General features: G+C 66.1%; 21 protein-coding genes. 11 read left to right on the top strand and 10 right to left on the bottom strand.

Annotation, left to right across the window (positions count from 1 at the left end):
• Positions 1 to 116: 116 nt before the first annotated feature.
• A complete protein-coding gene (locus EAH73_RS07325; protein WP_140465815.1) occupies positions 117 to 797 on the bottom strand; it encodes a metal-dependent hydrolase in 681 nt (226 codons plus the stop codon).
• Between the two features lie 82 nt (positions 798 to 879).
• Between EAH73_RS07325 and EAH73_RS07330 the strand changes: the two genes are divergently transcribed.
• Positions 880 to 2,625 (top strand): ABC transporter substrate-binding protein, encoded by a 1,746-nt coding sequence (locus EAH73_RS07330; RefSeq protein WP_140465816.1) that lies wholly within the window; start codon positions 880 to 882, stop codon positions 2,623 to 2,625.
• A 72-nt stretch (positions 2,626 to 2,697) separates the two neighbouring features.
• Here the strand turns inward: EAH73_RS07330 and yidC are convergent, their stop codons facing one another.
• Together yidC and EAH73_RS07340 are read right to left on the bottom strand one after the other, a co-directional pair.
• Positions 2,698 to 4,524: a membrane protein insertase YidC gene (gene yidC / locus EAH73_RS07335; protein WP_140465817.1), complete on the bottom strand. Its 1,827-nt coding sequence runs from the start codon at positions 4,522 to 4,524 to the stop codon at positions 2,698 to 2,700.
• A 235-nt stretch (positions 4,525 to 4,759) separates the two neighbouring features.
• Positions 4,760 to 6,412, bottom strand: a complete 1,653-nt coding sequence (locus EAH73_RS07340) for a CTP synthase (protein WP_140465818.1) — start codon at positions 6,410 to 6,412, stop codon at positions 4,760 to 4,762.
• Between the two features lie 129 nt (positions 6,413 to 6,541).
• On the opposite strand from EAH73_RS07340, the gene EAH73_RS07345 reads away from it, so the two are divergent.
• From EAH73_RS07345 to dacB, 3 genes are all read left to right on the top strand, one after another.
• On the top strand, positions 6,542 to 7,474 hold the full coding sequence (locus EAH73_RS07345; RefSeq protein ID WP_140465819.1) for a hypothetical protein: 933 nt from the start codon (positions 6,542 to 6,544) through the stop codon (positions 7,472 to 7,474).
• A gap of 90 nt (positions 7,475 to 7,564) precedes the next feature.
• A complete protein-coding gene (locus tag EAH73_RS07350) occupies positions 7,565 to 8,509 on the top strand; it encodes a hypothetical protein (protein WP_140465820.1) in 945 nt (314 codons plus the stop codon).
• 81 nt (positions 8,510 to 8,590) lie between these two features.
• Positions 8,591 to 9,982: a D-alanyl-D-alanine carboxypeptidase/D-alanyl-D-alanine-endopeptidase gene (gene dacB / locus EAH73_RS07355; RefSeq protein ID WP_161599468.1), complete on the top strand. Its 1,392-nt coding sequence runs from the start codon at positions 8,591 to 8,593 to the stop codon at positions 9,980 to 9,982.
• A gap of 64 nt (positions 9,983 to 10,046) precedes the next feature.
• Here dacB and EAH73_RS07360 read toward each other — a convergent pair whose 3' ends face one another.
• Positions 10,047 to 11,693 (bottom strand): amidase, encoded by a 1,647-nt coding sequence (locus tag EAH73_RS07360; protein ID WP_140465822.1) that lies wholly within the window; start codon positions 11,691 to 11,693, stop codon positions 10,047 to 10,049.
• A gap of 316 nt (positions 11,694 to 12,009) precedes the next feature.
• Here EAH73_RS07360 and EAH73_RS07365 point away from each other — a divergent pair, with 316 nt between their 5' ends.
• Entirely contained in the window at positions 12,010 to 13,887 is a 1,878-nt protein-coding gene (locus tag EAH73_RS07365) for an FG-GAP repeat domain-containing protein (RefSeq protein ID WP_140465823.1), read from the top strand.
• A 252-nt stretch (positions 13,888 to 14,139) separates the two neighbouring features.
• The gene (locus EAH73_RS07370) at positions 14,140 to 14,502 is read left to right on the top strand and encodes a hypothetical protein (RefSeq protein WP_140465824.1); all 363 of its coding nucleotides are present in this window, start codon (positions 14,140 to 14,142) and stop codon (positions 14,500 to 14,502) included.
• A 1-nt stretch (position 14,503) separates the two neighbouring features.
• Here EAH73_RS07370 and EAH73_RS07375 read toward each other — a convergent pair whose 3' ends face one another.
• From EAH73_RS07375 to serA, 3 genes are read right to left on the bottom strand one after another with little or no spacing between them, the layout of a single operon-like run.
• Positions 14,504 to 14,914, bottom strand: coding sequence for a type II toxin-antitoxin system VapC family toxin (locus EAH73_RS07375; protein WP_140465825.1), 411 nt, complete (start codon positions 14,912 to 14,914; stop codon positions 14,504 to 14,506).
• Positions 14,915 to 14,925: 11 nt separating this feature from the next.
• On the bottom strand, positions 14,926 to 15,183 hold the full coding sequence (locus tag EAH73_RS07380; protein ID WP_140465826.1) for a DUF6364 family protein: 258 nt from the start codon (positions 15,181 to 15,183) through the stop codon (positions 14,926 to 14,928).
• Between the two features lie 55 nt (positions 15,184 to 15,238).
• Positions 15,239 to 17,140 carry a phosphoglycerate dehydrogenase gene (serA, locus tag EAH73_RS07385; protein ID WP_140465827.1) on the bottom strand — a complete coding sequence of 634 codons (1,902 nt, stop codon included), beginning with the start codon at positions 17,138 to 17,140 and terminating at the stop codon, positions 15,239 to 15,241.
• A gap of 57 nt (positions 17,141 to 17,197) precedes the next feature.
• Here serA and EAH73_RS07390 point away from each other — a divergent pair, with 57 nt between their 5' ends.
• Entirely contained in the window at positions 17,198 to 17,827 is a 630-nt protein-coding gene (locus tag EAH73_RS07390; RefSeq protein WP_140465828.1) for a hypothetical protein, read from the top strand.
• Positions 17,828 to 18,065: 238 nt separating this feature from the next.
• Entirely contained in the window at positions 18,066 to 18,680 is a 615-nt protein-coding gene (locus EAH73_RS07395; protein ID WP_140465829.1) for an FMN-dependent NADH-azoreductase, read from the top strand.
• A gap of 110 nt (positions 18,681 to 18,790) precedes the next feature.
• Here EAH73_RS07395 and EAH73_RS07400 read toward each other — a convergent pair whose 3' ends face one another.
• The 3 genes from EAH73_RS07400 to EAH73_RS07410 all read right to left on the bottom strand — a co-directional run bounded on the left by EAH73_RS07400 (position 18,791) and on the right by EAH73_RS07410 (position 23,005).
• A complete protein-coding gene (locus tag EAH73_RS07400; RefSeq protein WP_140465830.1) occupies positions 18,791 to 19,693 on the bottom strand; it encodes an NAD-dependent epimerase/dehydratase family protein in 903 nt (300 codons plus the stop codon).
• 178 nt (positions 19,694 to 19,871) lie between these two features.
• Positions 19,872 to 20,588, bottom strand: a complete 717-nt coding sequence (locus EAH73_RS07405; protein ID WP_140465831.1) for a DUF421 domain-containing protein — start codon at positions 20,586 to 20,588, stop codon at positions 19,872 to 19,874.
• Between the two features lie 206 nt (positions 20,589 to 20,794).
• A complete protein-coding gene (locus EAH73_RS07410) occupies positions 20,795 to 23,005 on the bottom strand; it encodes a choice-of-anchor I family protein (protein WP_140465832.1) in 2,211 nt (736 codons plus the stop codon).
• Positions 23,006 to 23,151: 146 nt separating this feature from the next.
• Between EAH73_RS07410 and EAH73_RS07415 the strand changes: the two genes are divergently transcribed.
• The 3 genes from EAH73_RS07415 (at position 23,152) to EAH73_RS07425 (ending at position 25,809) form a co-directional block, all read left to right on the top strand.
• Positions 23,152 to 24,153: a transglutaminase-like domain-containing protein gene (locus tag EAH73_RS07415; protein WP_140465833.1), complete on the top strand. Its 1,002-nt coding sequence runs from the start codon at positions 23,152 to 23,154 to the stop codon at positions 24,151 to 24,153.
• A 182-nt stretch (positions 24,154 to 24,335) separates the two neighbouring features.
• Positions 24,336 to 25,163: a helix-turn-helix domain-containing protein gene (locus EAH73_RS07420; protein ID WP_140465834.1), complete on the top strand. Its 828-nt coding sequence runs from the start codon at positions 24,336 to 24,338 to the stop codon at positions 25,161 to 25,163.
• Between the two features lie 73 nt (positions 25,164 to 25,236).
• Positions 25,237 to 25,809 carry an SgcJ/EcaC family oxidoreductase gene (locus tag EAH73_RS07425; RefSeq protein WP_140465835.1) on the top strand — a complete coding sequence of 191 codons (573 nt, stop codon included), beginning with the start codon at positions 25,237 to 25,239 and terminating at the stop codon, positions 25,807 to 25,809.
• The last annotated feature ends 6 nt before the right edge of the window (positions 25,810 to 25,815 follow it).

Raw genomic sequence — 25,815 nt, forward strand, 5'->3', positions numbered from 1 at the left:
CCCGGCCGGCCCGGCTTCCCCTTCCACAAAATAAGGCTAAAAAAAACGGATTCGCCAAGCCCGGGCGGGCCCGGCGAATCCGGCAAAGGGTTTTTGGGGCCCCAGGGCCCCGGTGGCTACAGCGTTACCGTTTCGCCGATTTTTAGCAAATGCAAGTCTTTGCCCGCGGCCTGGGCCTCGGCGAGCGCGGCGGCGTGGTCGATGACCAGGGGCGGGAACGTGTCGTAGTGCATACCGATGATTTTTTGGGCCCCCACCCAGTCGGCCGCTACCAGCGCGTCGGTGAGGCCCATGGTGTAGTGGTCGCCGATGGGCAGCAGGGCGAAATCGAGCTTATGCCGCTCGCCGATGAGCTTGAGGTCGTAGGTCAGGGCCGTGTCGCCGGCGAAGTAGAAGGTTTGGCCTTCGTTCGTTTTAATAACGAAGCCCATGGGCACGCCGCCGTAGGAGCCGTCGGGGAACGAGCTGGAGTGGGCCGCCGCCACGCAGTGCACCGTGCCGAAGGGCAGCACCACTTTGCCGCCCAGGTTGGTGCCAATCACCTCGATGCCCTTGGCGCCGAAGTGGCCGGCCACTTCGGCAATGGCCAGGACGGTGGCGCCGGTGCGCTTGGCAATCTCCTCGGCGTCGGCGATGTGGTCGCCGTGGGCGTGCGAGAGCAGGATGTAATCGGCCTCAATGGCGTCCACGTCGATGTCTTTGGCCAGCGGGTTGGGGCGGATGAAAGGGTCGAACAGCACGCGGGTGGTGCCGATGGTGGCCAGGAAGGCCGAGTGGCCCAGGTAGGTAAGCTGCATGGCAGGGAGTGAAAGAAGAAAAGCCGGTGCCAACGGGGCACCGTTACCTTTGCCCGAACAAGCCAAGCTCATTTCTGTTCGTATGCGGCGTTTTTGGGGCCCCTGGGCCGTGTTTTTGGCCGGGGCCGGGGCCCTGGCGGGCTGCCAGGGCCCCGGCGCGTCGGCTTCCCCCGACGAGCGCCGGGTGTTCCGCTACAACCAGCCCGAGGCCCTCACCTCGCTCGACCCCGCCTTTGCCCGCAACCAGGCCAACTCCTGGGCCGTGTCGCAGCTCTACAATGGGCTGATGGAGCTGGACTCGACGCTGACGCCAGTACCGGCGCTGGCCCGGCGCTACCAGGTTTCGCCCGACGGCACGACGTACACCTTTGTGTTACGCCCGGGCGTTAGCTTTCATGAAAACCAAGAATTATTTCCGGTTTCTGAGAAGGATTTGCACCCGGAGCTTGATGCGGAAAGGAATGCGGCCAACGATCTTTCGGTGCCGGTTGCCACCCGTCCGGTTACGGCGGCCGACTTTGTGTACAGCTTCCGGCGGCTGCTGGACGCCAAAACAGCCTCGCCGGGCGGCTGGATTTTCCGGGGCAAGGTGCTGGAAACGCCCGATGGGGCCCCCAGCGACACCTGCTTCGTGGCCGTGAACGACTCCACGCTGCGCATTCACCTCAAAAAGCCATTCATCCCGTTCCTGGGCATCCTCACCATGCCTTACACCTACGTGGTGCCCCACGAGGCGGTGGCCAAGTACGGCAAGGATTTCCGCGAGCACCCGGTGGGCACGGGCCCCTTCCAGTTCCGGCTCTGGGACGAGGGCAACGTGCTGCTGTACAAGAAGAACCCGCTTTACTGGCGGCGCGACGCCAAGGGCCGCCAGTTGCCGTACCTCGATGCCGTGGCCATCAGCTTCATTGCCGACCGCAAAACGGAATTCCTCACCTTCATGCAGGGCAAGCTCGATTTCCTGTCGGGCATCCGCGAGGGCTCGCGCGACTTGGTGATGAACCGCGACGGCACCGTGCGGGCCGACTTTAAGGGCAAGTTCGCGGTGCAGAAAGTGCCCTATCTGAACACCGAGTACCTGGGCTTTCAGCTGGACAGCACCCGCCTTACCGGCGAGCAGGCCGTGCAGGGCCGCGCCCTGCGCGACGTGCGCGTGCGCCAGGCCCTGGCCTGGGCCCTCAACAAGCCCGAGCTGACGGCCTACCTGCTCAACCACGTGGGCCAGGCCGGCACCTCGGGCTTCGTGCCGGCGGCGCTGCCTTCGTTTTCGCAGGCGCTGGTGCCGGGCTACGACTACCAGCCGGCCCGGGCGCGGGCGCTGCTGCGGGCCGCCGGCTGGGGCCCCCGGCGCCCGCTGCGCCTGCGCCTGAGCACGGTGGCCGAGCGCAAGGAAATCGGCGAGTACCTGCAAAAGCAGTGGGCCAACGTGGGCGTCCAGGTGCAGGTCGACATCAACCAGTCGGCGGCCCAGCAAGAGCTGGTGGACAACGGCCGGGCAGCCTTCTTTGCCAAAAGCTGGCTCGGCGACTACCCCGACGCGGAAAACTACCTGGCCCTGTTCTACAGCCCCAACTTCAGCCCCGCGGGCCCCGACAAAACCCACTTCAAGAGCGCCGCCTACGACCGCCTCTACGACCAGGCCATCCGCACCCAGGACCAGGCCCAACGCACGGCCCTCTACCAGCAGATGGACCGCCTCGTGGTGGCCGAGGCGCCGGTCATCAGCCTCTACTACGACGAGCTGATTCGCCTGAGCCAGAACAACGTGCGTGGCCTCAAAGCCAACCCCATGAACCAGCTGCTGCTGGAAGGCGTGTGGAAAAAATAGGGCCCCGGACGGAACTGCACACAAAAAGGCCCGCTTCGGCGGGCCTTTTTGTGTAGTAGCGCGGCTGGGCGTTTAAGCTTTGCCGGGTTTCTTGGCCTGGGCTTCGCGCTCCTGCGAGGCCTTCATGGCCTCGGCGATGCGGGCCTGGAAGCCGGTGGGCTTCTTGTCCTTGTTCTTCACCTTGTTGGCTTCGAGCTGGGCGCGAATCTTGGTGTCGTCCACGAAGGTTTTGGTGATGGCCTGCTGGGCGAAGGTGATGACGTTCGACACGAAGTAGTACCAGGTGAGGCCCGCGGCGAAGCTGTTCAGCACGAACAGGAAGATGATGGGCATCAGGTAGCTGTAGAACTTCATGGGGCCCTGCATGGCCGTGTTCACCTGGTTGCTCTGCCAGGTCATCACCAGGGTGGAGGCCGTCATCATCAGCGTGAACATGGATACGTGGTCGCCGTACCACTTCACGAAGAAGGGCAGCTTCACGAACACGTCGTAGCTGCTCAGGTCCTTGGCCCACCAGAAATGCTCCTGCCGCAGCTCGATGGCGTTGGGAAAGAACTGGAACATGGCGAACAGGATGGGCAGCGTGAGCAGCGTGGGCACGCAGCCGCTGAGCTGGCTTACTCCGAAGGTGGAGTAGAGCTTCATCGTCTCCTGCTGCACCTTGGTGGCGTCGTCGCCAAACTTCTCCTTGATGGCGTCAATCTCCGGCTTCAGCACCTTCATGCGGGCCTGGCTCTCGTAGGTTTTGTACGTGAGGGGCCAGGTAACCAGCTTGATGAGCAGCACCAACAGCGCGATGATGAGGCCGTAGTTGCTGGTGTAGTTGGCCAGGAAGTGGAACACCGGCAGGATGATGAACTGGTTCACCCACCGGAACAGGCCCCAGCCCAGGTACACGTTGCGGTCGAAGCCCGGGGTCACGGCCTTGAGCAAATTGAACTGGTTGGGCCCGAAGAAGTAGCGGAACTGGCCGCGGCCCTGCTCCACCTCGGCCACCGGCAGGGTGAGCGTGGTGCTCATGGTTTTGATGAACGTCGAGTCGTTGGCGTCGGGCACCGCCGTGTTGAAGACGCCGCTGCTGAACGGCTGGCCATCGGCCACGAGGCCGGCCACGAAGAAGTCGTGCTTGTGGGCGGCCCACCGCACGGGGCCCTCCGACTTGCTTTCCTCGGGCTTCTCGCTGGTTTCGGCCAGGGCGGTGTGGCTGCCGGAGGCCGAGTAGTGGTTGATGGTGGAGTGGTTTTGGTTCTGCTTGCGGTCCTGCTCGGTCTGGCGCACCCGGTCGAGGAACGTGAAGGTGAGCGGCTCCTGGGCCACGGTGCGCTCCAGGCCATTGAAGCGCAAATCGTAGGCCAGCTCGTAGCTGTCGGCGGGCAGGCTATACGTCTGCACAATGGTGCCGCCGGCCACCGACGCCGTGAAGCTCACGCGCTGGGCGGGGCCCACCGTGGTCACGGCCGAGGGCTGGAAGTTGAGGTCCGAGAAGCGAATCGTCTGGCCGGCCACCGTGCGGAAGCGCGTGTCGAAACGGGCGCTCCGGGCGTCGAGCAGGTTCAGCTCCTTGCCAAAAAAGGTCTTGTACTTGTTCAGGCGCACGGCCGTCACGCGGCCCCCGCGCGAGGAGAGCGTGACGGTGAGGTCGGCGTTTTGCAGCGTCACGGCCTGCACGGGGCCGGCGGCCGAGTCGAGCGGCGCATCGGGGGCGATGCCGCCAACCGGAACGGCGGCGACGGCCGCGGGCACTCCCGGGGTGGGCTTGGTGGCGGAGCGGGCAGCGGCCGTGGCGGCTTCTTGCTTTTTGGCTTTTTCAACGTCGGCCTGTTTCGGGCTGAAGAAGAACAAGTACACCAGAATCAGGGCCGATATGAGAAATAGGCCGGTGGCGGAATTTTTATCCATTAACGTAACTGTGAAACGATGCGCAAAGGTACGGCGGCCCCCGCCGATGGCACGGGGCCCCCAGCAAGCTGTTTGCCAAGAGTGGTTGCCCGCAGGCCGTCATGCAGCAGGAAGTGAAGCATCTTTCCCGCTGAGCGACCCAATCGGTTGGATTACTCAGCGGGAAGGCTGCTTCACTTCGTGCTGCATGACGGCCTGGGGCCCTGAATGTTCTGGGGCCCTAACTATTCGCTACTTACCCCTTGCGGTGCTGCATGGCGGCCCGCACGAAGCGCACGAACAGCGGGTGGGGGTTCTCAACGGTGCTTTTCAGCTCGGGGTGGAACTGCCCGGCCACGAACCAGGGGTGCACGGCCTGGGGCAGCTCGATGATTTCGACCAGCCCCGTTTCGGGGTTCGTGCCCGAGGCCTGCATGCCGGCGGCCTCAAACTGGGCCAGGTACTCGCCGTTGAACTCGAAGCGGTGGCGGTGCCGCTCGCTGATGTGGGTTTTGCCGTAGGCCTTGGCCGCCCGCGAGCCGCGCCGCAAATCGCAGGCGTAGGCCCCCAGGCGCATGGTGCCGCCCTTCTGGGTCACGTCCTTCTGCGACTCCATCATGGCGATGACCGGGTGGGGCGTGAGGGCGTCCATCTCGGTTGAGTTGGCGCCGGGCAGGCCCAGCACGTGGCGGGCGTACTCCACCACGGCCACCTGCATGCCCAGGCAAATGCCGAAGAACGGAATCCCGTTTTCCCGCACGTACTGCACGGCGGCAATCTTGCCCTCGAAGCCCCGCTCGCCGAAGCCCGGGGCCACCAGCACGGCATCGACGCCGCGCAGGTTCTCGGCCACGTTCTCGGGCGTGAGGTGGTCCGACTGCACGGTGCGCACCTTCACCCGGCACTCGTTGAGGGCCCCGGCGTGCACAAACGACTCGGTGATGGACTTGTAGGCGTCGGGCAGCTCCACGTACTTGCCCACCAGGGCGATGGTCACTTCCTCGGTGGGGTTTTTGAGGCGGCCCAGGAAATCCTTCCACACCTCCAGGTCGGGCTGCGCGGCCCCGCCCGTCAGCTTCAGGCGCTTGATGACGCGCTCGTCGAGCTGCTCCTTGAGCATCAGCAGCGGCACCGAGTAGATGGTGTCGGCGTCGAGCGACTCGATGACGGAGTTGATTTTAACGTTGCAGAAGAGCGCAATTTTGCGCCGCATCTCGGCCGGAATGGCGTGCTCGGTGCGGCAAACCAGGATGTCGGGCTGCAGGCCGGCCTCGCGCAAGTCGCGCACCGAGTGCTGCGTGGGCTTGGTTTTGAGCTCGCCCGCGGCGGCCAAATACGGCAGCAGCGTGAGGTGGATGACCAGCGAATCGTTGGGCGGCAGCTCCCAGCGCAGCTGGCGCACGGCCTCCACAAAGGGCAGGCTCTCGATGTCGCCGATGCAGCCGCCGATTTCGGTAATCACCACGTCGAAATTGCCGCCTTCGCCCAGCAGCAGCATGCGCCGCTTGATTTCGTCGGTGATGTGGGGCACCACCTGCACGGTTTTGCCCAGGAAGGCGCCCTCCCGCTCGCGCCGGATCACGGTGTCGTAGATGCGGCCCGTGGTGACGTTGTTGGCCTGCGAGGTGGGGGTGTTCAGGAACCGTTCGTAGTGGCCCAGGTCGAGGTCGGTTTCGGCGCCGTCGTCGGTCACGTAGCATTCGCCGTGCTCGTAGGGGTTGAGCGTGCCCGGGTCGATGTTGATGTACGGATCGAACTTCTGGATGGTGACTCGGAACCCTCTGGCTTGCAAAAGCTTGGCCAGCGAGGCGGAAATAATTCCTTTGCCGAGTGAAGAGGTGACGCCGCCGGTGACGAAAATAAATTTCGCGGCCGACGCTGGGGTGGGGGGGGTGGAGCGTTCAGGCATGACGGGGGACAAAGGTAGACCAAACCCCGGGGTTCCGGCCTAAAAATCAGGTTTCCGGCCGCCAAGCGGCCCGGCTTCTGCGTTTCTTTGGGCCGGGGTTGCCACCACTTTTGCTCCTTTTTGCGCCGCATGGGCCTTTACTATCAGCCGTCTAACCGGATGCCGCGGCGCGGGGCCCTGCTGTTTTTAATTGCCGGCGGGGCCGCCGCCACCGTGCTGGCGTTTGGCTACGTGTACGCGCTGTGGTACTGCCGTTTGGTGAATGGGCTGTTGTGCCTGGCGTTTGGCGGGGCCCTGGGGGCGGTGCTGGCGCAACTGGTGCGGCGCGGCCGGCTGCGCAGCCCGCGCGGCGCGGCGGGGCTGGCCCTGCCGGTGGGCCTGGCGGCCGTGTACCTGCAGTGGAGCGTGTACTTGGCGCTACTTTTTGGGGCTGGCGGGGCCCCGGGCGGGCCGGCGCAGGGCCGCGCCGGGGCCCCGTTCCACTTTCGGGCGTGGGCCGGCCTGCTGGCGCACCCCGGCCGCCTAGTGGCCGAACTGGCGGCCGTGAACCAGGCCCACATCTGGACGCTCGACCGCCGGGGCCCCGGGCCAGGGCCGAGCTTGGTGATGTTCTGGGTGGCCGAGGCGGTGATTATCGTGGGCGGGGCCTGCCTGGGGGCCCGCGCCCAGGCCAAGCAGCCGTTTTCCGAAGCCACCGGCGCGTGGGCCCGGTGCGCCACCATGCCCCAGCCCCTGCGCTACGCCACCGACCCGGCCGCCCTGCGCACCGCCCTGGAAGCCGGGCGGTTTGATGGCCTGCTGCCGTGCGCCACCAAGCTCGACGTGGCCCAAATGATACGCCACAAGCAAACCAGCTTTGCCCGCCTGGAGCTGTACGCGGCCCCCGGCGACGCGCATGGTTGCTACCTGATGCTGGCCAACTTCGAGAAAAAAATCCAGAAGGGCCTGACTGTGTACGGCGTCGTGCCCGTGGTGGAGCGCTTGGCCATTTCGGCGGCCACCCACGCGGCGCTTACGCAGCGGTTTGGCACCGCGTGGGCCCCCAGCGGGGCGGCGCAGTAGTGGGGCTGGGCCGGCACCGCGTTTGGAAAAATCAAGGCTTATCGTTTATTGCGGCCCGGTTTATCTTCCTTCCACTCAACCACTTTTCGCATGAGCCTCTACTACCAACCTTCCAACAAAATGCCGCTGGGCGGCGCTGGGCTTTTCTTGCTGGGCGGCGCCGCGGCGGCGGCGGTGCTGGCGCTGGTCTACATCTACGCCATCTGGTACATCCCGTTCATCTATATCAACGTCATCCTGTGCGGGGGCTTCGGGCTGCTGCTGGGGGTGGTGCTGGCGCGGCTGGCGCGGGCCGGTAAGCTGCGCAGCCCGCTCGGCGTGGGGGCCCTGGCGGCCTTGGTGGCCCTGGTGGCCGTGTACTTGGAGTGGGGCGTGTACCTCACCATGCTCTTCAACCAGCCGGAGGCACCCGCCGCCGTCGCCGAGCCGGGCGTGGCCGCGAAGATCGTCAGCTCGGCGGGGCTGAGCGTGGGCAGTACCTCGTTCAACCCCAGCCTGTTTGCGCGCATCGTGGCCGACCCGGCCGGCATGTGGAGCGCCATGCGCCAGATCAACGAAACCGGCACCTGGTCGCTGAAAAGTAGCACGCCCACGGGCCTGCTGCTGTGGGCCATCTGGCTGGTAGAGGCCGCTATTATTGTGGGCGGGGCCTACCTGGTGGCCGCGGCGCAGGCGCACGAGCCGTTTTCGGAAGCCACCGACACCTGGGCCGACGAGGAAACGCTGCCTCACCCCGTGGGCTACATCGCGCAAACCGCCGATGCCCGCCAGGCCTTCGAAACCGGCCAGTTCCACCTGCTCACGCCCCACGTGGCGGAGTCTGAGCTCGACCAGTTTGCCCGCGTGAAGCTGCACTGCGCCCCCAACGACGAAGCTTGCCAGTTCCTGACGCTGGAAAACGTGACCGCCGAACGCGACAAAAAGGGCAAAGTCACCCAAAAAACAACCACCGTGGTGCAGCGCCTGGCCATTTCGCGCGCTGCCTACCAGGCGCTGAAAACGCAGTTCGGGGCCCCGCCGGCCGCCGCCCAGTAGGGCCCCCGGGGAGCGGGGCGCCCGGGGCCCCGCGCAAGGCATTGGGGGCCCCGGGCGCAACTATTGCGTAAATTGGGGCCCGTGTTGCTCCGTCCCCTCTACTTCTTGAGCTTGCTGGCGCTGGGCGCCACCCAGCTTACCGCCTGCGCCCAAGCCCCCGACCAAACGCCCGCCGCGGCCCCGCCGCCCGGTGCCGAAAAGCTGCCCTGGCTGCGCAATTTGCTCGATAGCTCGGCCGTGCTGCGGCCCCACGCCGTGGCCCTGGTGCTGGCCGACGCCGCCACCGGCGAGCCGCTGTTTGCCCAAAACGACACCAAGTACTTCACGCCGGCCAGCAACATGAAGCTCTTCAGCCTGTACGCGGGTCTGAAGCTGCTGCCCGATTCGCTGCCCAGCCTGCGCTACTTCAGCCGCGGCGACACGCTGTTTTTCCAAGGCACCGGCGACCCCACCTTTTTGCACGGCGACGTGCCCAGCCGCCGCGCCTTCGAGTTTTTGCGTAAAGCCCCCGGCCTGCTCGCCAGCTGCGATATTGCCTGCTCGACGCCCTTCGGCCCCGGTTGGCCCTGGGACGATTTTGGCTATTACTTCCAGCCCGAGCGCGGCGCGTTTCCGATTTACGGGCACACCGTGCGCTTCTACGCCGTGCCGCCCGCCGGCAAGCTGCCCAGCCGGTTGCGCGTGCTGCCCCAGTCCTTCGCGCCGCTCACGGGGCCCGTGCCGGCCGCGCTGCGCACGCCCAACATCGACAAGGACACCCACGTGATTCGGGCCCTCGACGAGAACCGCTTCTACGTAGTGGCGCCGTTCACTAAACGGTGGATCGACGAGGTGCCGTTCCGCACCAGCCGCGCCTTCACGCTGCGCCTGCTCGGCGATACGCTGCGGCGGCCCATCGTGGGGGCCCCCTGGCGCCCGCGCCCCACCGATGTGGTGCGCACCCTGCGCGGCCTGCCCGTGGACAGCCTCTACCGCCGGATGCTGCGCGTGAGCGACAACTTCCTGGCCGAGCAGCTGCTGCTGATGGCCAGCACCACCGTGGGCCTCCACGATTCGCTGAGCACTCAGCGCGTGATTCGGTACGTGCGCAAGCAGTACCTCGGCACCCTGCCCGACCCGGTGGCGTGGGCCGACGGCTCGGGCCTCTCGCGCCAAAACCTCGTCACGCCCCGCACCCTGGAGGCGCTGCTGCTCCAACTGCACAAGGAAGTGCCCGAGCCCCGCCTGCTGAGCCTGCTGGCCGCCGGCGGGCGCCAGGGTACGCTGCGCAAGCGCTACCACGACGCCCAGGGCCCCTGGGTGTGGGGCAAAACCGGCTCGCTCTCCAACAACACCAACCTCAGTGGCTACCTGCGCACCAAAAGCGGCCGCCTGCTGGCCTTCAGCTTCTTGAACAACAACCACATCGCCGACAGCGGCGACATCCGCAACGAGATGGAGCGCGTGCTGCGCCAAGTGCGGGCGCGGCTGTAGGGGCCCAAGGGCAGCGTCTAAGCAGCTTTGTTGCCTCCGCAACCACCCGCCCAGGGCCCCGGCGCTACCCCGCCAGGGGCCCCCGCAGCTCGGGCGCCCGGCGCAGCTTGGTGGCTTGCTCGTAGGCGTAGCCTAGGCCCAGTAGGGGCCCCTCGGCCCAGGCCGGGCCCACCAGCGACAGGCCCACCGGCAGGCCGTGCGCCTGACCCATGGGCACGGTGAGGTGCGGGTAGCCGGCCATGGCCGCGGGCGACGAAAAGTCGAGTCCCGACGAGTAGTCGCCGTTCACCAAATCGATGCAACCCGCCGGGCCCGTGGTGATGCCGATGACGGCGTCGAGCCGGTTGGCTTTCATCACGTTGTCCAGAATTTTGCGAGCGCCGCCTTGCGAGTGTGCCAGAGCCGCGCGGTACTTAGCGCTGGCTAGGCCGTCGGTTTTTTGGGCCAGCTCCAACGTCTCTTGCTGGAAAAAGGGCATGGCCTGCGCCGCGTGCTGGGTGTTGAAGGCGATGACGTCGGCCAGGGACTTGACTGGGGCCCCCGCCCCGGCTAGGTACTGGTTCACCCCGGCCTTGAATTCGTAGAGCAGCACCTGAAATTCGGCCTCGCCCAGGACCCCGATGGGCTTGGCCACCTCTACTTCCACCACCGTGGCACCCTGCGCTTTCAGGGCGGCTATGGCTTGCTGCAGCAGCGCAATGGCGGGCGAGGTGCCGGTAAGGTGCGATTTCTCCACGCCCAGGCGCTTGCCCTTTAAGGCGTTTACGTTTAAGAACTTGGTGTAGTCGGATTGGGTGTGGGCGGCGCTGCCTTTAGTAGCGGCATCGGCGGGGTCCTCGCCCACCAGGGCCCCCAGCAGCAGGGCGGCGTCGCGCACGGTGCGGGCCATGGGGCCGGCCGTGTCCTGGGTGGCCGAGATGGGGATGATGCCCGCGCGGCTGAGCAGCCCCACGGTGGGCTTGAGACCCACCAATCCGTTCACCGAGCTGGGCGATACCACCGAGCCGTCGGTTTCGGTGCCGATGGCCACGGCGCACAAGTTGGCCGCCGCAGCTGCCCCCGAGCCGGCGCTGGAGCCGCTGGGCGTGCGGTCGAGCACGTAAGGATTCTTGGTTTGGCCGCCGCGGCTGCTCCAGCCGCTGGTCGAGCGCGACGACCGAAAGTTGGCCCACTCGCTGAGGTTAGTTTTGCCCAGCACCACGGCCCCGGCGGCCCGCAATTGCCTCACGATGAACGCATCCTGCGCGGCCCGGTGGCCGACCAGGGCCAGCGCGCCGGCGGTGGTTTGCTGCCGGTCGCCAGTGTCGATGTTGTCCTTAATGAGCACCGGGATGCCGTGCAGGGGCCCCCGCACCTTGCCGGCCGTGCGTTCGGCGTCGAGGGCGTCGGCCAGCTTCAAGGCGTCGGGGTTGGTTTCGACGACGGCGCGTAGGGTGGGGCCCTGGGCGTTCACTTCCGCAATGCGCTGGAGGTACAGTTCGCACAGCGCCCGGGCCGAGTACTTGCCCGATTGCATGTGCTGCTGCAAGTCGGCCACAGTGGCCTCGTGCAGGGCAAAGGCAGCGGGCGCGGGAGCAGGCGCGGGAGGGCCAGCGGCGCCCGCGGCGGGCGCATCGGCGGGAGCGCCGCCGGAGGTGCATTGGGCCAGCGAAAGCGTGGTGAGGGCGGCGCTGGCCAGTGTGCCGGTGCGGAGGAAAAAGCGGCGGTTCATGGGCGAAAGGGTTGGGGCGGCAAGGTAGCGCGGGGGCGTCGCCTGGGCTTTATTCAATTCATTCTGGCAATCCTTTCTTATTTAAAAATTAGGGCCATAATCAGGCTCTATCGTTGGCCGAGAAAACGCTTCCATTGGCGGTTTTGCGGCGTGTGTCTGCCGAAAACCGGGGCCCCAGGCAGGGCCCCATAGCCGCCCTGCCTGGGGGCCCCGGTAATTTTGCATCACTCAAACGAACCACGAAAACAGATTCTCTAGGTTCTTGCTAGCCGCTTAGGTTCAATTCATTACATCTCGATATTCTATCCTTTTCGCCATGCTGTCCTCCGCTACCTCCTCTTTCTCGACGGCCCTGCGCCGGACCCTGCTGGCCGGCCTGGCCCTGGGCTTGCCCGCCGCCGCTGGTGCCCAAACCATCTCCGGTTTCAGCCCCGCCCAGGCGGCGGCGGGTGCCACGGTTACCATCTCGGGTACCGGCCTGAACAACCTGAAATCGGTGACGATTAACGGGCAGACGATGAAAGTAGCCACCACGAGGCTGGTAGCCGGCATTGGGTCGGTAGACGTTGTCGTGCCGCGGGCTGCCGCCACGGGCCGCATGCGCCTCACCACGGCCGCCGGTACGGCCTTAACGGCCACCAAGCTGGGCATCACCCGCGTATCGTCGGATGTGAAGTACGGTGCCCAAACGGCGCCCGTCGGCGTGGCCACGGCCACGAGCAACTACTCGACCCCCACGATGGGCGACCTCGACAACGACGGCTTGGTGGACATGATGCTGGGCCAGGGCGACGGCACCATCCGGTTTTATGAGCAGTCGGCGGCCAACTCGGCTTCCTTCGCCACCACTACCAACCCCGTGTTGCTGAAGAACGCCGATACCAACAGCACCACCCTGCACGTAAGCGACATTAACAGCGCCAACACCAACTACGCTAAGCCTACCCTGACCGACCTCGACGGCAACGGCTTGCTGGAACTACTGGTGGGGGAAGAAACTGGCCGCGTCATCCGCTACGAGCAAGTAGCCGCCACGGGCGCCGATGCCCTGCGCTTTACTCGTACGGTGCTCTTCGTAAACCCCTACAATACGGCTTCGGCCACGGCCACGGCCAGCGCCCCCAACGCCGGCTCGTACGCCCGGCCTACGGTGGCCGACCTCGACAACGATGGCCTGCTCGACGTGCTGGTGGGCAGCAACGACGGCACCCTGCGACGTTACGAGCAAACGGTTCCCAATGCCTTGACCTTCAACGACCTGAACCGAATGAAGCTGGCCGACGGCACCAACATCGACGCCGGCTCGGTGGATAAGCCTTTGCTGACCGACTACAACGGCGATGGTTACCTCGACATGCTGCTCGGCAACCAAGCCGGTACCATTGTACTCTACACGCAGTCGGCAGCCAACTCGGCAGTGTTTCGGCCATTGAACACGCTTACCACCGACGGCACCACGGCCATCAGCACGGCCACCCTCAACGGCTACGCGGCCCCGGCCATCACCGACATCGACGGCGATGGCCTGCTCGACCTCTACGTGGGCAACGCCAACGGCACGGTGCTCCGCTACGAGCAAACGCAGTCGGCCGCTGCACCTGCGCTGGCCGCCGGGGCCCTCACCACGCCCGCCCCGCTGCCCGTCACGCTCACGGCCTTCACCGGCCAGGCCGCGGCCCGCGCCAACGTGCTGCACTGGGCTACCGCCTCGGAGAAAAACAGCGCCCGCTTCGTGATTGAGCGCGCCACGGGTGCCGAGTTTGCCGCCGTGGGCAGCGTGGCCGCCGCCGGCAGCAGCAGCAGCGCCCTCAGCTACGAGTTCGCCGATGCCACCGCCCTGGCTGCCGGCACCACCTACTACCGCCTGCGCCAGGAAGACCTGGACGGCACCGTGGCCTACTCGCCCGTGATGGCCGTGGTGCGGGCCGCCGGGGCCCTGGGGGCCCCCGTGGCCACTGCCTACCCGTCGATCTTCGCCGAAACCCTGTCGGTGGTTCTGCCCGGCGCCGCGGCCAACCAGTCCGCTACCATTGCCCTGCTCACCCTCGACGGCCGCCCGGTATACAGCCGCGCCCTGGAGCTGGGCCCCACCCCCCTGGTTTTGGCCGGGCTGCCCACCCTGGCCCCCGGCCTCTACCTGCTGCGCACCACCACGGCTGCTGGCACCACCACCCAGCGCCTCAGCCACAACTAATAGCGTTGCCCGCTTGCCACTTCCTACTGGCCTGTATTACAAGGCACAAGGCCGGCCCGCTGCACAGTGGGCCGGCCTTGTGGCGTAGGGAAGGGGGCGCTGAGGTGGCGGGCAGGCTGGCTGCTGGGGCCCCACGCGGCGCTTGTCGGGCGGCATGCGGCGCCGTAGCGGCGGCTCCGGTGGTGCTGCGGGGCTGCCGCTACGGGGCCGCTACCTTTGCCGCCTCTACCACTTTCCTTACCCAACACCGCCATGCCCATTCCCCGCATTCGCCAGCTGCGCCGCGACAAAACGCTTTTTGTACTGGCCATGAATGCCATCCGGCTGCACCTGGAAGAAGACGACCGGCTGGCCCGGCAGCCCGAGCTGCAAGGGGCCCCGGACGCCGGGCTGCTCCAGGTTCAGCAAGGCATTGACCAGTGGGCCGGCCTGGCCACCAGCTACGTGATGCGCAAGTTCCGGTGCCCCCCCGCCCAGAGCATGCAGCTTTTGGGCGAGCTGCTGGCCGAGATGAAAGCAACCATCCCGGTCGGCGAGCTGCGGCAAGTTCCTTACCAGCAGATGCTTGTCTTGCCGCCCGCCGCCCCGGCGAGCCCGCCGCTGCCGGCCGCCTAAGCTACCCAAGCGCGGCGGCCAGCGCGGCGGGCGGCGCAAGCACGGGCAGGGCCCCGGCCGCAAAGCCCTTGGGGTCGCGCGTGACGATGGCTTCGAGGGCAGGGTCAACTTCAGCGATGGCGGCAAAATGCTGGAGCGCATCCTCGAAATCGCCGAATGAGGAGCGTAGCGCATCGTGAACGTTGCGCGAATCGATGGCAACGATGGTTACGATGTCGGCAATTTCTACCAGCAACGCCCGCGCCTCTGACGACCCTGCCACTTTGCGAAGAACATAGTGGGCCTGGCTGAAAGACAGGCTACTGCAGTAAAGCCAGATTTTTCGATCTTCGGCCAATTGGAATAATTCTGCGGCCGCAACGGCAAAAGGAGGGCGCCGCATGAGAAAATCCAGCAGCACGTTGGTATCCACAAAAAAGTGCTTCACGCCCCGTAGCGCTCCTGAATGGCTTCGTTCACAACCTTCTCATAATCGAAATCGGCAGGTACTTGGACTGCGCCGAACAAGCGCTGGATACGTGGCGACAAGGGCCGCGCAGGTGCCGGTGGGTTTGCTAACGGCTGCACTGTGGTTTGCAACAGATGGGCTACTAGCGCATCCAACTCCTGCCCACGCTGCCGGGCGTACTCCTGTGCAGCGTGCAATAGCTTGTCGTCGAGGGTGATGGTGAGTTGAGACATGGCAGAAGGAGCTTTTGGTCATAACGGCTAGTGCCGCAAAGTAGTTTGCTGGGCGCTAGTACAGCACCCGGAACTTGATGGTGTGCTCTACTTCGCGCAGGGCCTGAATCACGTCTTGGTCGTACTCGCGGTTGATGTCTGTTATCACGTAGCCGATGTGCTCGTTGGTTTTCAGGTACTGGCCTAAGATGTTGACGTGGTGCTGGGCCAGCACGTTGTTGATGTTGGCCAGCACGCCGGGCACGTTGGCGTGGATGTGGATGAGGCGGTGGGCCTGCTGCACCGGCAGCTGGATGTTGGGGAAGTTGACGCTCTGCTGGGTGTTGCCGGTGTTGATGTACTCCATGATGCGCTCGGGCACAAACTCGGCGATGTTGCGCTGGGCCTCGGCCGTGCTGCCGCCGATGTGGGGCGTGAGCAGCACGTTGGGCAGGCCGCGCAGCTCGTTCTCAAAGGCCTCGGCGTTGGTTTTGGGCTCGTGCGGAAACACGTCCACCGCCGCGCCGCCGAGGTGGCCGCTGCGCAGGGCGGCGGCCAGGGCGGGCACGGCCACCACATGGCCGCGGGCGTTGTTGAGGAACAGGGCCCCCGGCTTCATCAGGGCGAAGTGCGGGGCCCCAAAGAAGTCCTGGTTCTCGGGGCGGCCGTCGATGTGCAGCGTCACCACGTCGGCCTGGGGCAGCAGCTCCTCCAGGGTTTTGCACTTCACGGCGTTGCCCAGCTGCAGCTTTTCGGCCACGTCGTAGTACAGCACCTTCATGCCTACGGCCTCGGCCACCACGCTCAGCTGCGAGCCGATGTTGCCGTAGCCGATGATGCCCAGCGTTTTGCCCCGAATCTCGAACGAGCCGCCAGCCGACTTGTCCCATTCGCCGGCGTGCATCTTGGGGTTTTTGACGGGGATGCGGCGTGCCAGCATGATGATTTCGCCCAGGGCCAGCTCCACCACCGAGCGGGTGTTGCTGAACGGCGCGTTGAACACGGCCACGCCCTTTTTCATGGCCCCAGCCAAGTCGATCTGGTTGGTGCCGATGCAGAAGGCGCCGATGCCGATGAGGCGGTTGGCGGCGTCGAGCACGGCCTGCGTCACCTGCGTTTTCGAGCGGATGCCCAGCAGGCTCACGCCCTCGATGCGCGCGATGAGCTCGGCCTCGTCCAGGGCCCCCTTCACTTCGTCCACCTGGTAGCCCTCGGCGCGGAAAAGCTCGGCGGCGCGGGCGTCGGGGTTTTCGAGTAGCAGCACCTTGATGCGGTTTTTGGGGTAGCTCAGCGTCATGGGTAGTTTCAGTTGGTATAAAAACTCGTCGAAAGTGGGCAGCACTTCGTCGGCGCGGGCTACCACGGTGGGGCGCGCCACGTTCTCGGTGTAGGCGTAGAAGCGGGCGGCCAGGCCGGCCTCCCGAATCTGGTAATCGGTGTAGCCGTCGCCCACCACGTACACGGGGCCGTCGAGCTGCAAGTTCTTCAGCTGCTGGATTTTGCCGCCGTCGCGGCTCAGCACGTTGGCCGCGTCGCAGCCCGTGATGTTACCCTCGGCGTCGAAGGTGAACGTATTGGCCAGCACGTGGCCGGCCGGAATGCCGAACTCGGCCACCACCGGCTCGATGAACTCGCGGAACCCGCTGCTCACCACGTAGATGCGGTCGGCGTGGGCCCGGAAAAACGCGCCGTTGCGGCGGATGCTCTCGCTCACCTTGCCGTGCAGCCGCGCCACCAGGGCCCCCAGGTGCTGCCGGTGGGCCCCCAGCAGCGCCAGCCGCTGCGCCAACGACTCCTGAAACCCGATTTCGCCTGCCATGCCCCGGTCCGTCAGGGCCCTAATCTGGGCCACCCGCTTGGCGGCGTCGGGCTGGCCTTGCAGGGCAATGTCGGCCAATTCATCGAGGCCTTCGACCTGGGTAAACGTGCTGTCGAAATCAAAAACGAGGTAGGGCAGGGGAGCGTCGGCGTCGGGCATGGGTGCAAAGATGCGGCCGCCAGTATCTTGCCGGGGCACCCATCGCCCAAGTATTTCGTGAAACTCGGATTTCTGTTGCTGCTGCCGCTGCTCACGGGGCCCCCAGCCAGCGGCCCAACCGCCGTGCGGGTTACGTTCAAATCGTTAACAAAATCGGCCTATCTGCAGGCGAAAAAAGGCTGCGTTACGGCTAAGCCGCGCGTCACGTTTCCATTCAAGAAGGGACGCGGACGCATCGTTATTCCAACGGCGAAGGGACAAAAAATTTACCAGGACAAACGCCAGGGAACGGATGATGACGACCAAGCCCAATTCGAGTACGCGGGCTACACGCCGCAATTTGGTTACCACGCCATCACGGCGCACTTATGGGAGCGCACGCAGACTTTTCTAATCGACAAAAACGGCCAACAGCTGGAATTGTACGACGCTCCGCAATACGCGCCAGACATGAAAAGCTTCGTCGTGGCGTCGAGCGGGCTAGAATATTCGGTTTATCCCAATAGCATTCGCCTCTTCCGCTTTGAGAACCGCGCTTGGCGGGAAGTCTGGTCAATAGCACCCAAGACTTGGGAGCCGGGTCAAATCTGCTGGGTTTCGCCCAATGCGCTCCTGCTGCGCAAGAAAATATGGACGGAAACAAGCTTCGGGAACACGTTCACCTACTCTAGGATGGTGATTAAGTAGGGGAGGAGTTGCGCCAATTTAGTGAGGCTACATTGCGAATTGCCCTTCCGCCCTGGAAAAGCGAGTCGATGAATCACGAGTGGGGCCCCCGGTGGTAAAAATAAAATATTTGGGAGCAAATTTAAACAATGTTGGTACATGAAATGTATGTACATTTGTCGTGCGACAGCCAGTAAATGGCTGGGGCCGCAACTACTACCTGCATTTCACCGGCCCGCGGGCCACAACCTTGTTTAAAGTGAATATTCTCCACATCATTTCCAGCCCGCGCAAGGGGGCTTCGGCCAGCATCCAGCTCGCCACCGGCATTATCGAAAAACTGCAAGCCGCCAACCCCGGCAGCACCGTGGCGGTGCACGACCTGGCCAGCCACCCCTTCCCGCACCTGGAGGAAGCCAAGCTGCAGTCCTTCTTCACGCCCGCCGAAAGCCGCACGCCCGAGCAGGCCGCCGCTGCCAAGCACTCCGACGACGCCATTCAGGAAATTAAGGACGCCGACGTTATCGTGATTGGGGCCCCGCTCTACAACTTCGGCATCCCCTCGACGCTGAAGGCTTGGGTGGACCACATTGCCCGCGCCGGCATCACGTTCCGCTACACCGCCACCGGCCCCGAGGGCCTGATTACCGGCAAGAAAGTGTACGTGGCCATGTCGAGCGGCGGCGTGTACTCCACCGGCCCGTCGGCCGCCTACGACTTCGTGGCGCCCTACCTGAAAGCCGTGCTCGGCTTCCTGGGCATGACGGACGTAACCGTGGTGCGCGCCGAAGGCCTCGCCGTGCCCGACCTGCAAGCTACCGCCGTGCAGAAAGCACTGGATGCTTTTGAAGTAGCCACGCCCGAGCTGGCTTAGTTGCTTCCAGCAGAACTCGTAAAAAAAGGGGGCCCCGCGCGGGGCCCCCTTTTTTTGTGGGCGGCACCGAGCCGCGGCCAGCCGCTAAACTTGCGCCGGCCGCCGGGGCCCTAGCGCGACTTTTCTTCGCGCCAGCTGAACTCGGGCTCGTAGCCGAGCACGCGGCGGGCTTTTTCGATGGAGAGCAGCGTTTCGTGTTCGCCCAATGGCTTCTTCACCGGCACGTTGGGCAGGTAGTTTTTCATCAGCTCGGCCGAGGATTTCGACATCACCGTGTCGGCGTTGGCGATGATGAAGGGGTGCATGCCGGTGGCCTGCCACTCCACGGCTTTGCGGATGGCCTGCGAGCCGTCGCGGGCGTCGATGTAGGCCCACATGTTCCACTTGCGCTCCTCGGGGTCGTCGTCGTAGGCCGGGAATTTGGCGTAGTCGGCGGGCTCCATCACGTTGCTGAAGCGCAAGCCGACGAGCTTCATGTCCGGCGTCTGAAGGCAGAACTGGCGGGCCATGTCCTCCATCAGCACCTTGGCCAGGGCGTAGGCGCTTTTGGCGCGCAGCGGGTAGTCCTCGTCCACGGGCGCGTAGGGTTCGCCGCCCTCAAAGGGCTCGCCCAGCGTGGTTTCGCTGCTGGCCCAGATGACGTTGTGGATGCCCAGGCGCCGCGCCGCCTCGAACACGTTGTAAGTGCCCATCAGGTTGTTCTGAAACAGGTGCGCGTCAGGGTACTGGCGTGGGGTGGGGAAGGCCGCCAGGTGCACCACGGCGTCGAAGGCCGGGCCCGTGCCCACGCCGGCGTGGATGTCGAAGCCCACCGACGACAGCGCGTCCAGCGTTTGGCCGAAGTCGGAGAGGTCGGCGATGATGTGCGGGATGCCCTTGGCGGGCGCCACCGTGTCAATCACGAACACGTCGTAGCCGTGGGCTTGGAAGTCGGCCACGCAGGCCTTGCCCAGCTTGCCGGTGCCACCGGTCACGGCCACGCGCTTGCGGGCCGTTTTGTTGGAAGGATTCATATAAACGGATGAATTAGGGAGTGCAGCGGTGGGGGCCCCGGCCGCAGCCGCGGGCCTCCACTGGCCCCTAATACGGCCGCGCGGCCGCCGGCGCCGGGCGTCGAACCATAACTTTTGGGCACTTAGCCATAAGCACAACCGCAAGAAAAGTGCATGCCGCCGGCCGCGCGGAGCCGCCTCAAGCCACCCGTTCGGCGGTAGACACGGGCAGCCAGTGGTCGTTTTGGCAGGTGGGGCACAGCGGCTCGTCGCCTTCTTTAAACGAGGCTACGTGGCCGCAGCGGCAGCAGGCGTAGGGCCCCGGGGCCCCAAGGCGGCGCTGCAATTGCTTGAGCCGCTCGGGCAAGGTGGGCAGGCCGGGGCGCACGGGCTCGTCGGGGGGGTAGAAGTAGACGCTTAGGTTGCCGGTGGCCTCCATGTAGGCGCGGCGCACCTGGCCCAGGTGCTCCACCTGCTGCTGGCGCAGCTCGCCGAACAGCTCCTTCTGGGTGAGGCGCAGCTGGCGGAAGTTTTCCATGTGCACGCGGCCGTCCTCCACCAGCAGCAGCGGGGCCCCCTCCAGCCAGTCGCTGAAGCGCGGCGACCACTCGGTGAAGCGGTTGAAGCACCAGTAGAGCGCCGGCACCACCACAAATACCACGGCCACGTGCAGCAGCGGCGCGTCGTTGTAGAACATGGCGTCGCCGGCGGCCGAGCCCAGGGCCAGGATGATGCTCAGCTCGAAAATGGAGAGCTGCCGCACCCCGCGCCGCCCGGTCACGCGCAGGGCCCCCAGCGTGAGCAGGTACGTGACGAAGCAGCGAAATGCCACCTCGCCCAAGTACGCCGGCGGCATGTCGGCTGACCATAGAATGCGGTGCCAGTCAAAGGGTTCGATGGGAGCAGCCAACAGCATAGCAACGGCCGGGGGAATAGCAGCCGGCGGCCCGTCTACGGCGCGGCGGGCCGCACGGTGGCGTTTATCCCAGGCAACAACCTAATTAATTCACGAAAAACTCATGCAAGCCGCCGCCCGCCCAGCCGGGGCCCCAAACCAAACCGCCCGCCCGGCTACCGTTGCGGGCGGCTGGGCGGGCGGTTTGGTTTGGGGCCCCAAGTGGCTTACTGCACCACGAGCTTGCCGGTGGCGCCATCGTCGGCACGTAGCAGGTAGAGGCCGGCGGCCAGGCCGCCGGTTTCGAGGCGGTCGGTGGCGCGCAGCTGGCGCAGGGCGCGGCCGGTGAGGTCGCAGAGCGTGCCCGACACCGGGCGGCTTAGGCGCACGGCGCCGCCAGGGCTGGGGTTGGGGTAGAGGCGCAGGGGCGCCGCGGCCAGGGCTTCGCCGCGCGTGGGGGTGGGCACGGCCGCCTGGATGCCGTACACGGCAATGGTGCTGCTCACCTCGTTGGCCAGCAGCAGCAGGGGCTGGCCGCTTGGGCTGTCGGCGGCCGAAATGAACACGAGGCCCTCGGGGCCCAGGTCGCCGGCGCCGGTGGCCGTGAAGCTGCGGTTGTTCACGTAGGCTTCCAGCACTGGGGCGGCGGGGTTGTTGATGTTGAACACCACCACGCCGCCCACGCGCTCCAGCGACACAAAGGCGTACAGGTTGTTGCCGACGCGGCCCGTGGTGACGCCCTCCGGCTCGGGGCCCTTGTCGTCGGAGCGGTTCTTGCGCACCGGCGCCTCGCCGAAGCCGTTGCTGGCGTTGAACAGGGCCCCGTAGGTGGCGTCGGCGGCCGTCACGCGCTCCAGCAGGTTGCCGCTGTCGTGCACCTCGGCCCCGGTGGTGGCGTTGTAAATGCTGAACGAACGCCCGCCGTAAGCGTAAATCTCGTCGAAGTCGCCGTCGCCGTCCGTGTCGCCCAGCCGGTTGGTCACGTTGAGGCGGCCCAGTACTCTGGGGTCTTTCAGCAGCGCCGCGTTCGGAAACGCCGCGGGGTCGAGCACGTAGCCGTTGGCGCTCAGCCGCACCTGCTCGCTGAAGCCGCTGTAGTCGCGGGCGTCGCCCTCGTTGGCCGTCAGCAGGTACGGCGTGCCGCCCACCTCAAACGAGGCCAAGGCGTCGGGCAGGCGCATGCCCTTCACGGGCCAGTTGGCGATGAGCACGTCGGCGGTCTGGTCGGAGGCGTCGATGCCGTGGCCGGGCACGCGCACGTCGCTGTAGCCCAGCGGGCGCAGGGCGGTTATCTGCTTGGTGGCCAGGTCGAGCATGGCTACGGCGTTGTTTTCTTGCAGCGTGATGTAGGCCGTGCGCGAGTCGGCGCTCAGGGCAATGTACTCGGGCTCCAGGTCCTGGGCCACTGTGGCGGGCGCGGCCGCCAGCCCGCCGTAGATGCGGATGCCCTGGGCCCGCAGCGCCGCCGCCTGGCTATTAAAAGCCGTGAAGCCGGCGGTGGTCACGTTGGCTTGCGTTAGGCCGGCCACGCCGCCCGATACGTCGATGACCGACACGCTGCCCTCGGGGTCCACGGTGTAATCGGCCTTGGGCTCGCCCTCGTTGGCCGTGAGCACCGTGCGGCCGTCGGGCGAGAAGGTAATCATGTCGGGCAGGGCCCCCACGGCCACCTGCTTGAGGAAGGCGCCGTTCTGGTCAAAAAACACTACGCTGCCGTTGGCCTGCGGGTTGGCGTTCTCGATGGCGCAGGCCACCAAGCCGTTGCGCACGGCCACCGAGTTGATGCCGCCGTAGGCCTTGATGTCGATGGAACCCACCGCGGCGATGGCCGCCGGGTTGGCCAGGCTCAGGATGTCGAGCTTGCCGCCGATGGAATTGGCCACGTATAGGCGCTTGGTGGTGGCGTCGTAGGCGGCAATTTCGGCCGAGTTGATCTGGGTGCTGCCGCTGAAGGGCGTGGCCGTCTGGTAGCTCTGCAACAGGTTCAGCGTCAGGCCGCGGCCCAGGGCGGGGGCCGGCGTGTCGTCGTCGCGGACGTACACCAGCACGTCGGTGGCCCCGGCCGTGAGCGTGGCGTTGGTCGGGTTCTGGAGGCGCAGGACGAAGTACTCTGTCTCTTCGGCCGCGGCGTCGTCGAGGACGGGAATCGTCAGCGTCTGGGGCCCCGTGGCGCCGGCCGGGAAGGTCAGCGTTTGGGTGGCGGCGTAGGTAAAGTCGGTGCCCGCCGTGGCCGTTCCGAAGGCTTGCAGGCTCACCTCCACGGTGCTGGCCGCCGCGCCGGGATTGGCGATGGCAAACGCCACGCGCACCGCGCCCGCGCCCTCGGCCACCGTGAGCGTAGCGCTCGGCCGGCTGATGACCTGGGCCCGGGCGACCCCGCCGGCCAAGCTCAGTAACAGGGCCGTGGCCGGGGCAAATGCGTACAGATTCAAGCGCATGCAATGAAGTTTTGGTGAAAAAACAAAACTATTGGCCGCCCGTGTCCGCAGTGTTGCGCGCAGGTTACGGAAAGATGAAGGCGCCCCGGGTGAGGCAGGAGCAGGGTCAGCGCGTAATTTTGGGGCTCAACCAGTTACCCTTTCCCATGAAGCCCTTGTTCCTCGCCGCCACCGCGTGGCTGCTGAGCGCCGCTGCCCCGGCGCCCACCGCGCCCACGGCCGCGCCGCGCAGCCGCACGTTTTTGCTCACCTGCCGGGCCACGGTGCCCGTGCCGGCCGCCGGTACCAAGGCCCTGGAGTTGTGGATGCCCGTGCCCCACGCCGACAAAAGCCAGGACGTGGCCGACCTGAAAATTGAGGCCCCGGGGCCCTACACCGTCGAGAAAGATGCCTACGGCAACCAGCTGCTGCACCTGCGGCCCGCCGCCGTGCCTACCGCGCCGCTGGTGGTCACGCTCACGGCCCGCATCACCCGCCGCGAGCACCTGAACCTGCGCGCCACCGACGACCACGCCCCCGCCGAAACCGAGGCCACCGACCCCAACCTCAAGCGCTGGCTGGCCCCCGACCGCCTGGTGCCGCTCGACGCCAAAATCAAGGCCCAGGCCCAGGAAGTGGTGGACAAAGCCCACGCCACCACGCCCTTGGCCAAGGCCCGCGCCATCTACGAGCATGTGGTGAGCACCGTGACCTACGACAAAACCGGCCAGGGCTGGGGCCGCGGCGACATCTACTACGCCTGCGACGCGCGCCGCGGCAACTGCACCGATTTCCACGCCATCGTCATCGGGTACTGCCGGGCGCTGGGCATCCCGGCGCGCTTTAGCATCGGGCTGCCGCTGCCCACCGAGCGCGGCAAGGGCGAGGTGAAAGGCTACCACTGCTGGGCCGAGTTCTTCACCAAGGAAACCGGCTGGGTGCCCGTCGATGCCTCCGAGGCCGCCAAAGACCCCAGCAAGCGCGCCTACTTCTTCGGGGCCCACGACGAAAACCGCGTCGAGTTCACCCGCGGCCGCGACCTGACCCTGACGCCCAAGCAAGCCGGCCCACCGCTCAACTACTTTGTGTACCCCTACGCCGAGGCCGACGGCAAGCCCGTGGAGGACGTGGCCCGTACCTACACCTTCGAGGACGTAGCCGCCAAGTAAACGAGGTATTTGCCACAAGGGGCCCCGGCCCGCGCATCCAGGTGCGCGGGCCGGGGCCCCTTGCTTTTGCGGGTAAGCGGTGCCAGCACAGCTTGGCGGTCTAGTAAATATTGCGGCTTTGCAATGTTGTTGATGGGTTTGTAACTACCTTACTGCCAATTGCTCCGCTTAAGCCCGGTTGTATGTTCTTCCGCCTCTACCCGCCTGCGCCGGCGTTGCAGCCCTTCGTGCTGCACTACCTGGTGGCCCACGTGCGCAGCGCCAACGGCCAGCCCATTCCGGCGCCCAAGCCGCAGCCGCCCACGCCGCACCAGAGCCTGTACTTCTACCCGCGCGATGCGATGAGCACCTTTCACTACGGGCAGAACCGCACCATTCAGTCGCCGCGCACCATCCTAGTGGGGCCCCAGGTGTCGCGGGTTGACCTGAATTTTGCCCCCGACCACCTCGTGGTGTGCGTGGCCTGCAAGCCCGGCGGCCTGCACCGCCTGCTGGGCGTGCCGGTGAAGGAGCTGTTCGACTTTTCGGTGGACAGCCGCGCCGTGCTGGGCCCCGCCGTGGACGAGGTGGCCGACCGCCTGGCCGAAACCACCGACTACGACCGCATGGTGGCCGTGGTGGAGGCCTACTTGCTGCGGGCCGCCCGCCGCATCGCCGGGGCCGCGCGGCCCCTCGACGCGCTGCTGCCCCAGCTGCTGAGCGGCTGGGTGGCGCGGCCCGTGGAGCGCCTGGCCCACGAGGTGTGCCTGAGCCCGCGGCAGTTCGAGCGCAATTTCTTCGAGCAGGTGGGCATGGGCCCCAAACTCTACGCCCGCATCGCGCGCTTCGACCAAGCCTTTCGGCTCAAGGAGCGGCAGCCGGCCCTCGATTGGCTGGCCGTGGCCGTGCAGTGCGGCTACTACGACTACCGCCACTTGGTGCGCGACTTCAAGGCCTTTGCCGGCGTGACGCCCCCACAGCTGCTGGCCGACGCCGCCGCCCACACCCGGCTGACCCGGGCCGGCGGCTAAGAATGTCGGTTTTTTACTACTAAATGGGGCCCCCGGGGCGAGAGATTTGCCAGCGAACCAACCGCTTAGCCCCATGAAAACCTTTTTGCTTGGCTGCGCCCTCGCGCTGGCGGCCGGCCACGCCGCCGCTCAATCGCTCGCGGCTCCGCTGCCGGCCGCCGACGAAGCCGCCATCCGCCAAACCGTGGCCCGGATGACCACTAATTTTCAAAACCACCAGTTTGCCAACATGGCCGCCTACACCACGCCCGACGTGAGCTGGGTGAACATTGTGGGCATGTGGTGGCGCGGCCGGCCCGCCGTGCAAGCCGCCCACCAGCAGATTTTTGACGCCATGTTCAAGGGCGTCGCCTTCACCCCGGGGCCCCTGGCGGTGCGGGCCGTGGCGCCCGGCGTGGCCGTGGCCAACCTCTACTGCCACGTGGGTGCCTTCTACCCGCCCGACGGTGTGAACCGCGGCACTAATAAAGAAGGCGAAGCCGACGACCTGCTCACCCTGGTGCTAGTGAAGCAGCGGGGCCGCTGGCTGCTCGCGGCCGGCCAAAACACGGTGGTGCGCGCCAGCGCGGCCCCCAACAACCCGGTGCCCACCGCCGGCCCCGTGCCCGTGCCCTTCGACCCCGCCAAGCTGCCCGATTTGCACTGAGCTTTT

The organism is Hymenobacter nivis (assembly GCF_006439025.1).
Classification (GTDB): domain Bacteria; phylum Bacteroidota; class Bacteroidia; order Cytophagales; family Hymenobacteraceae; genus Hymenobacter; species Hymenobacter nivis_A.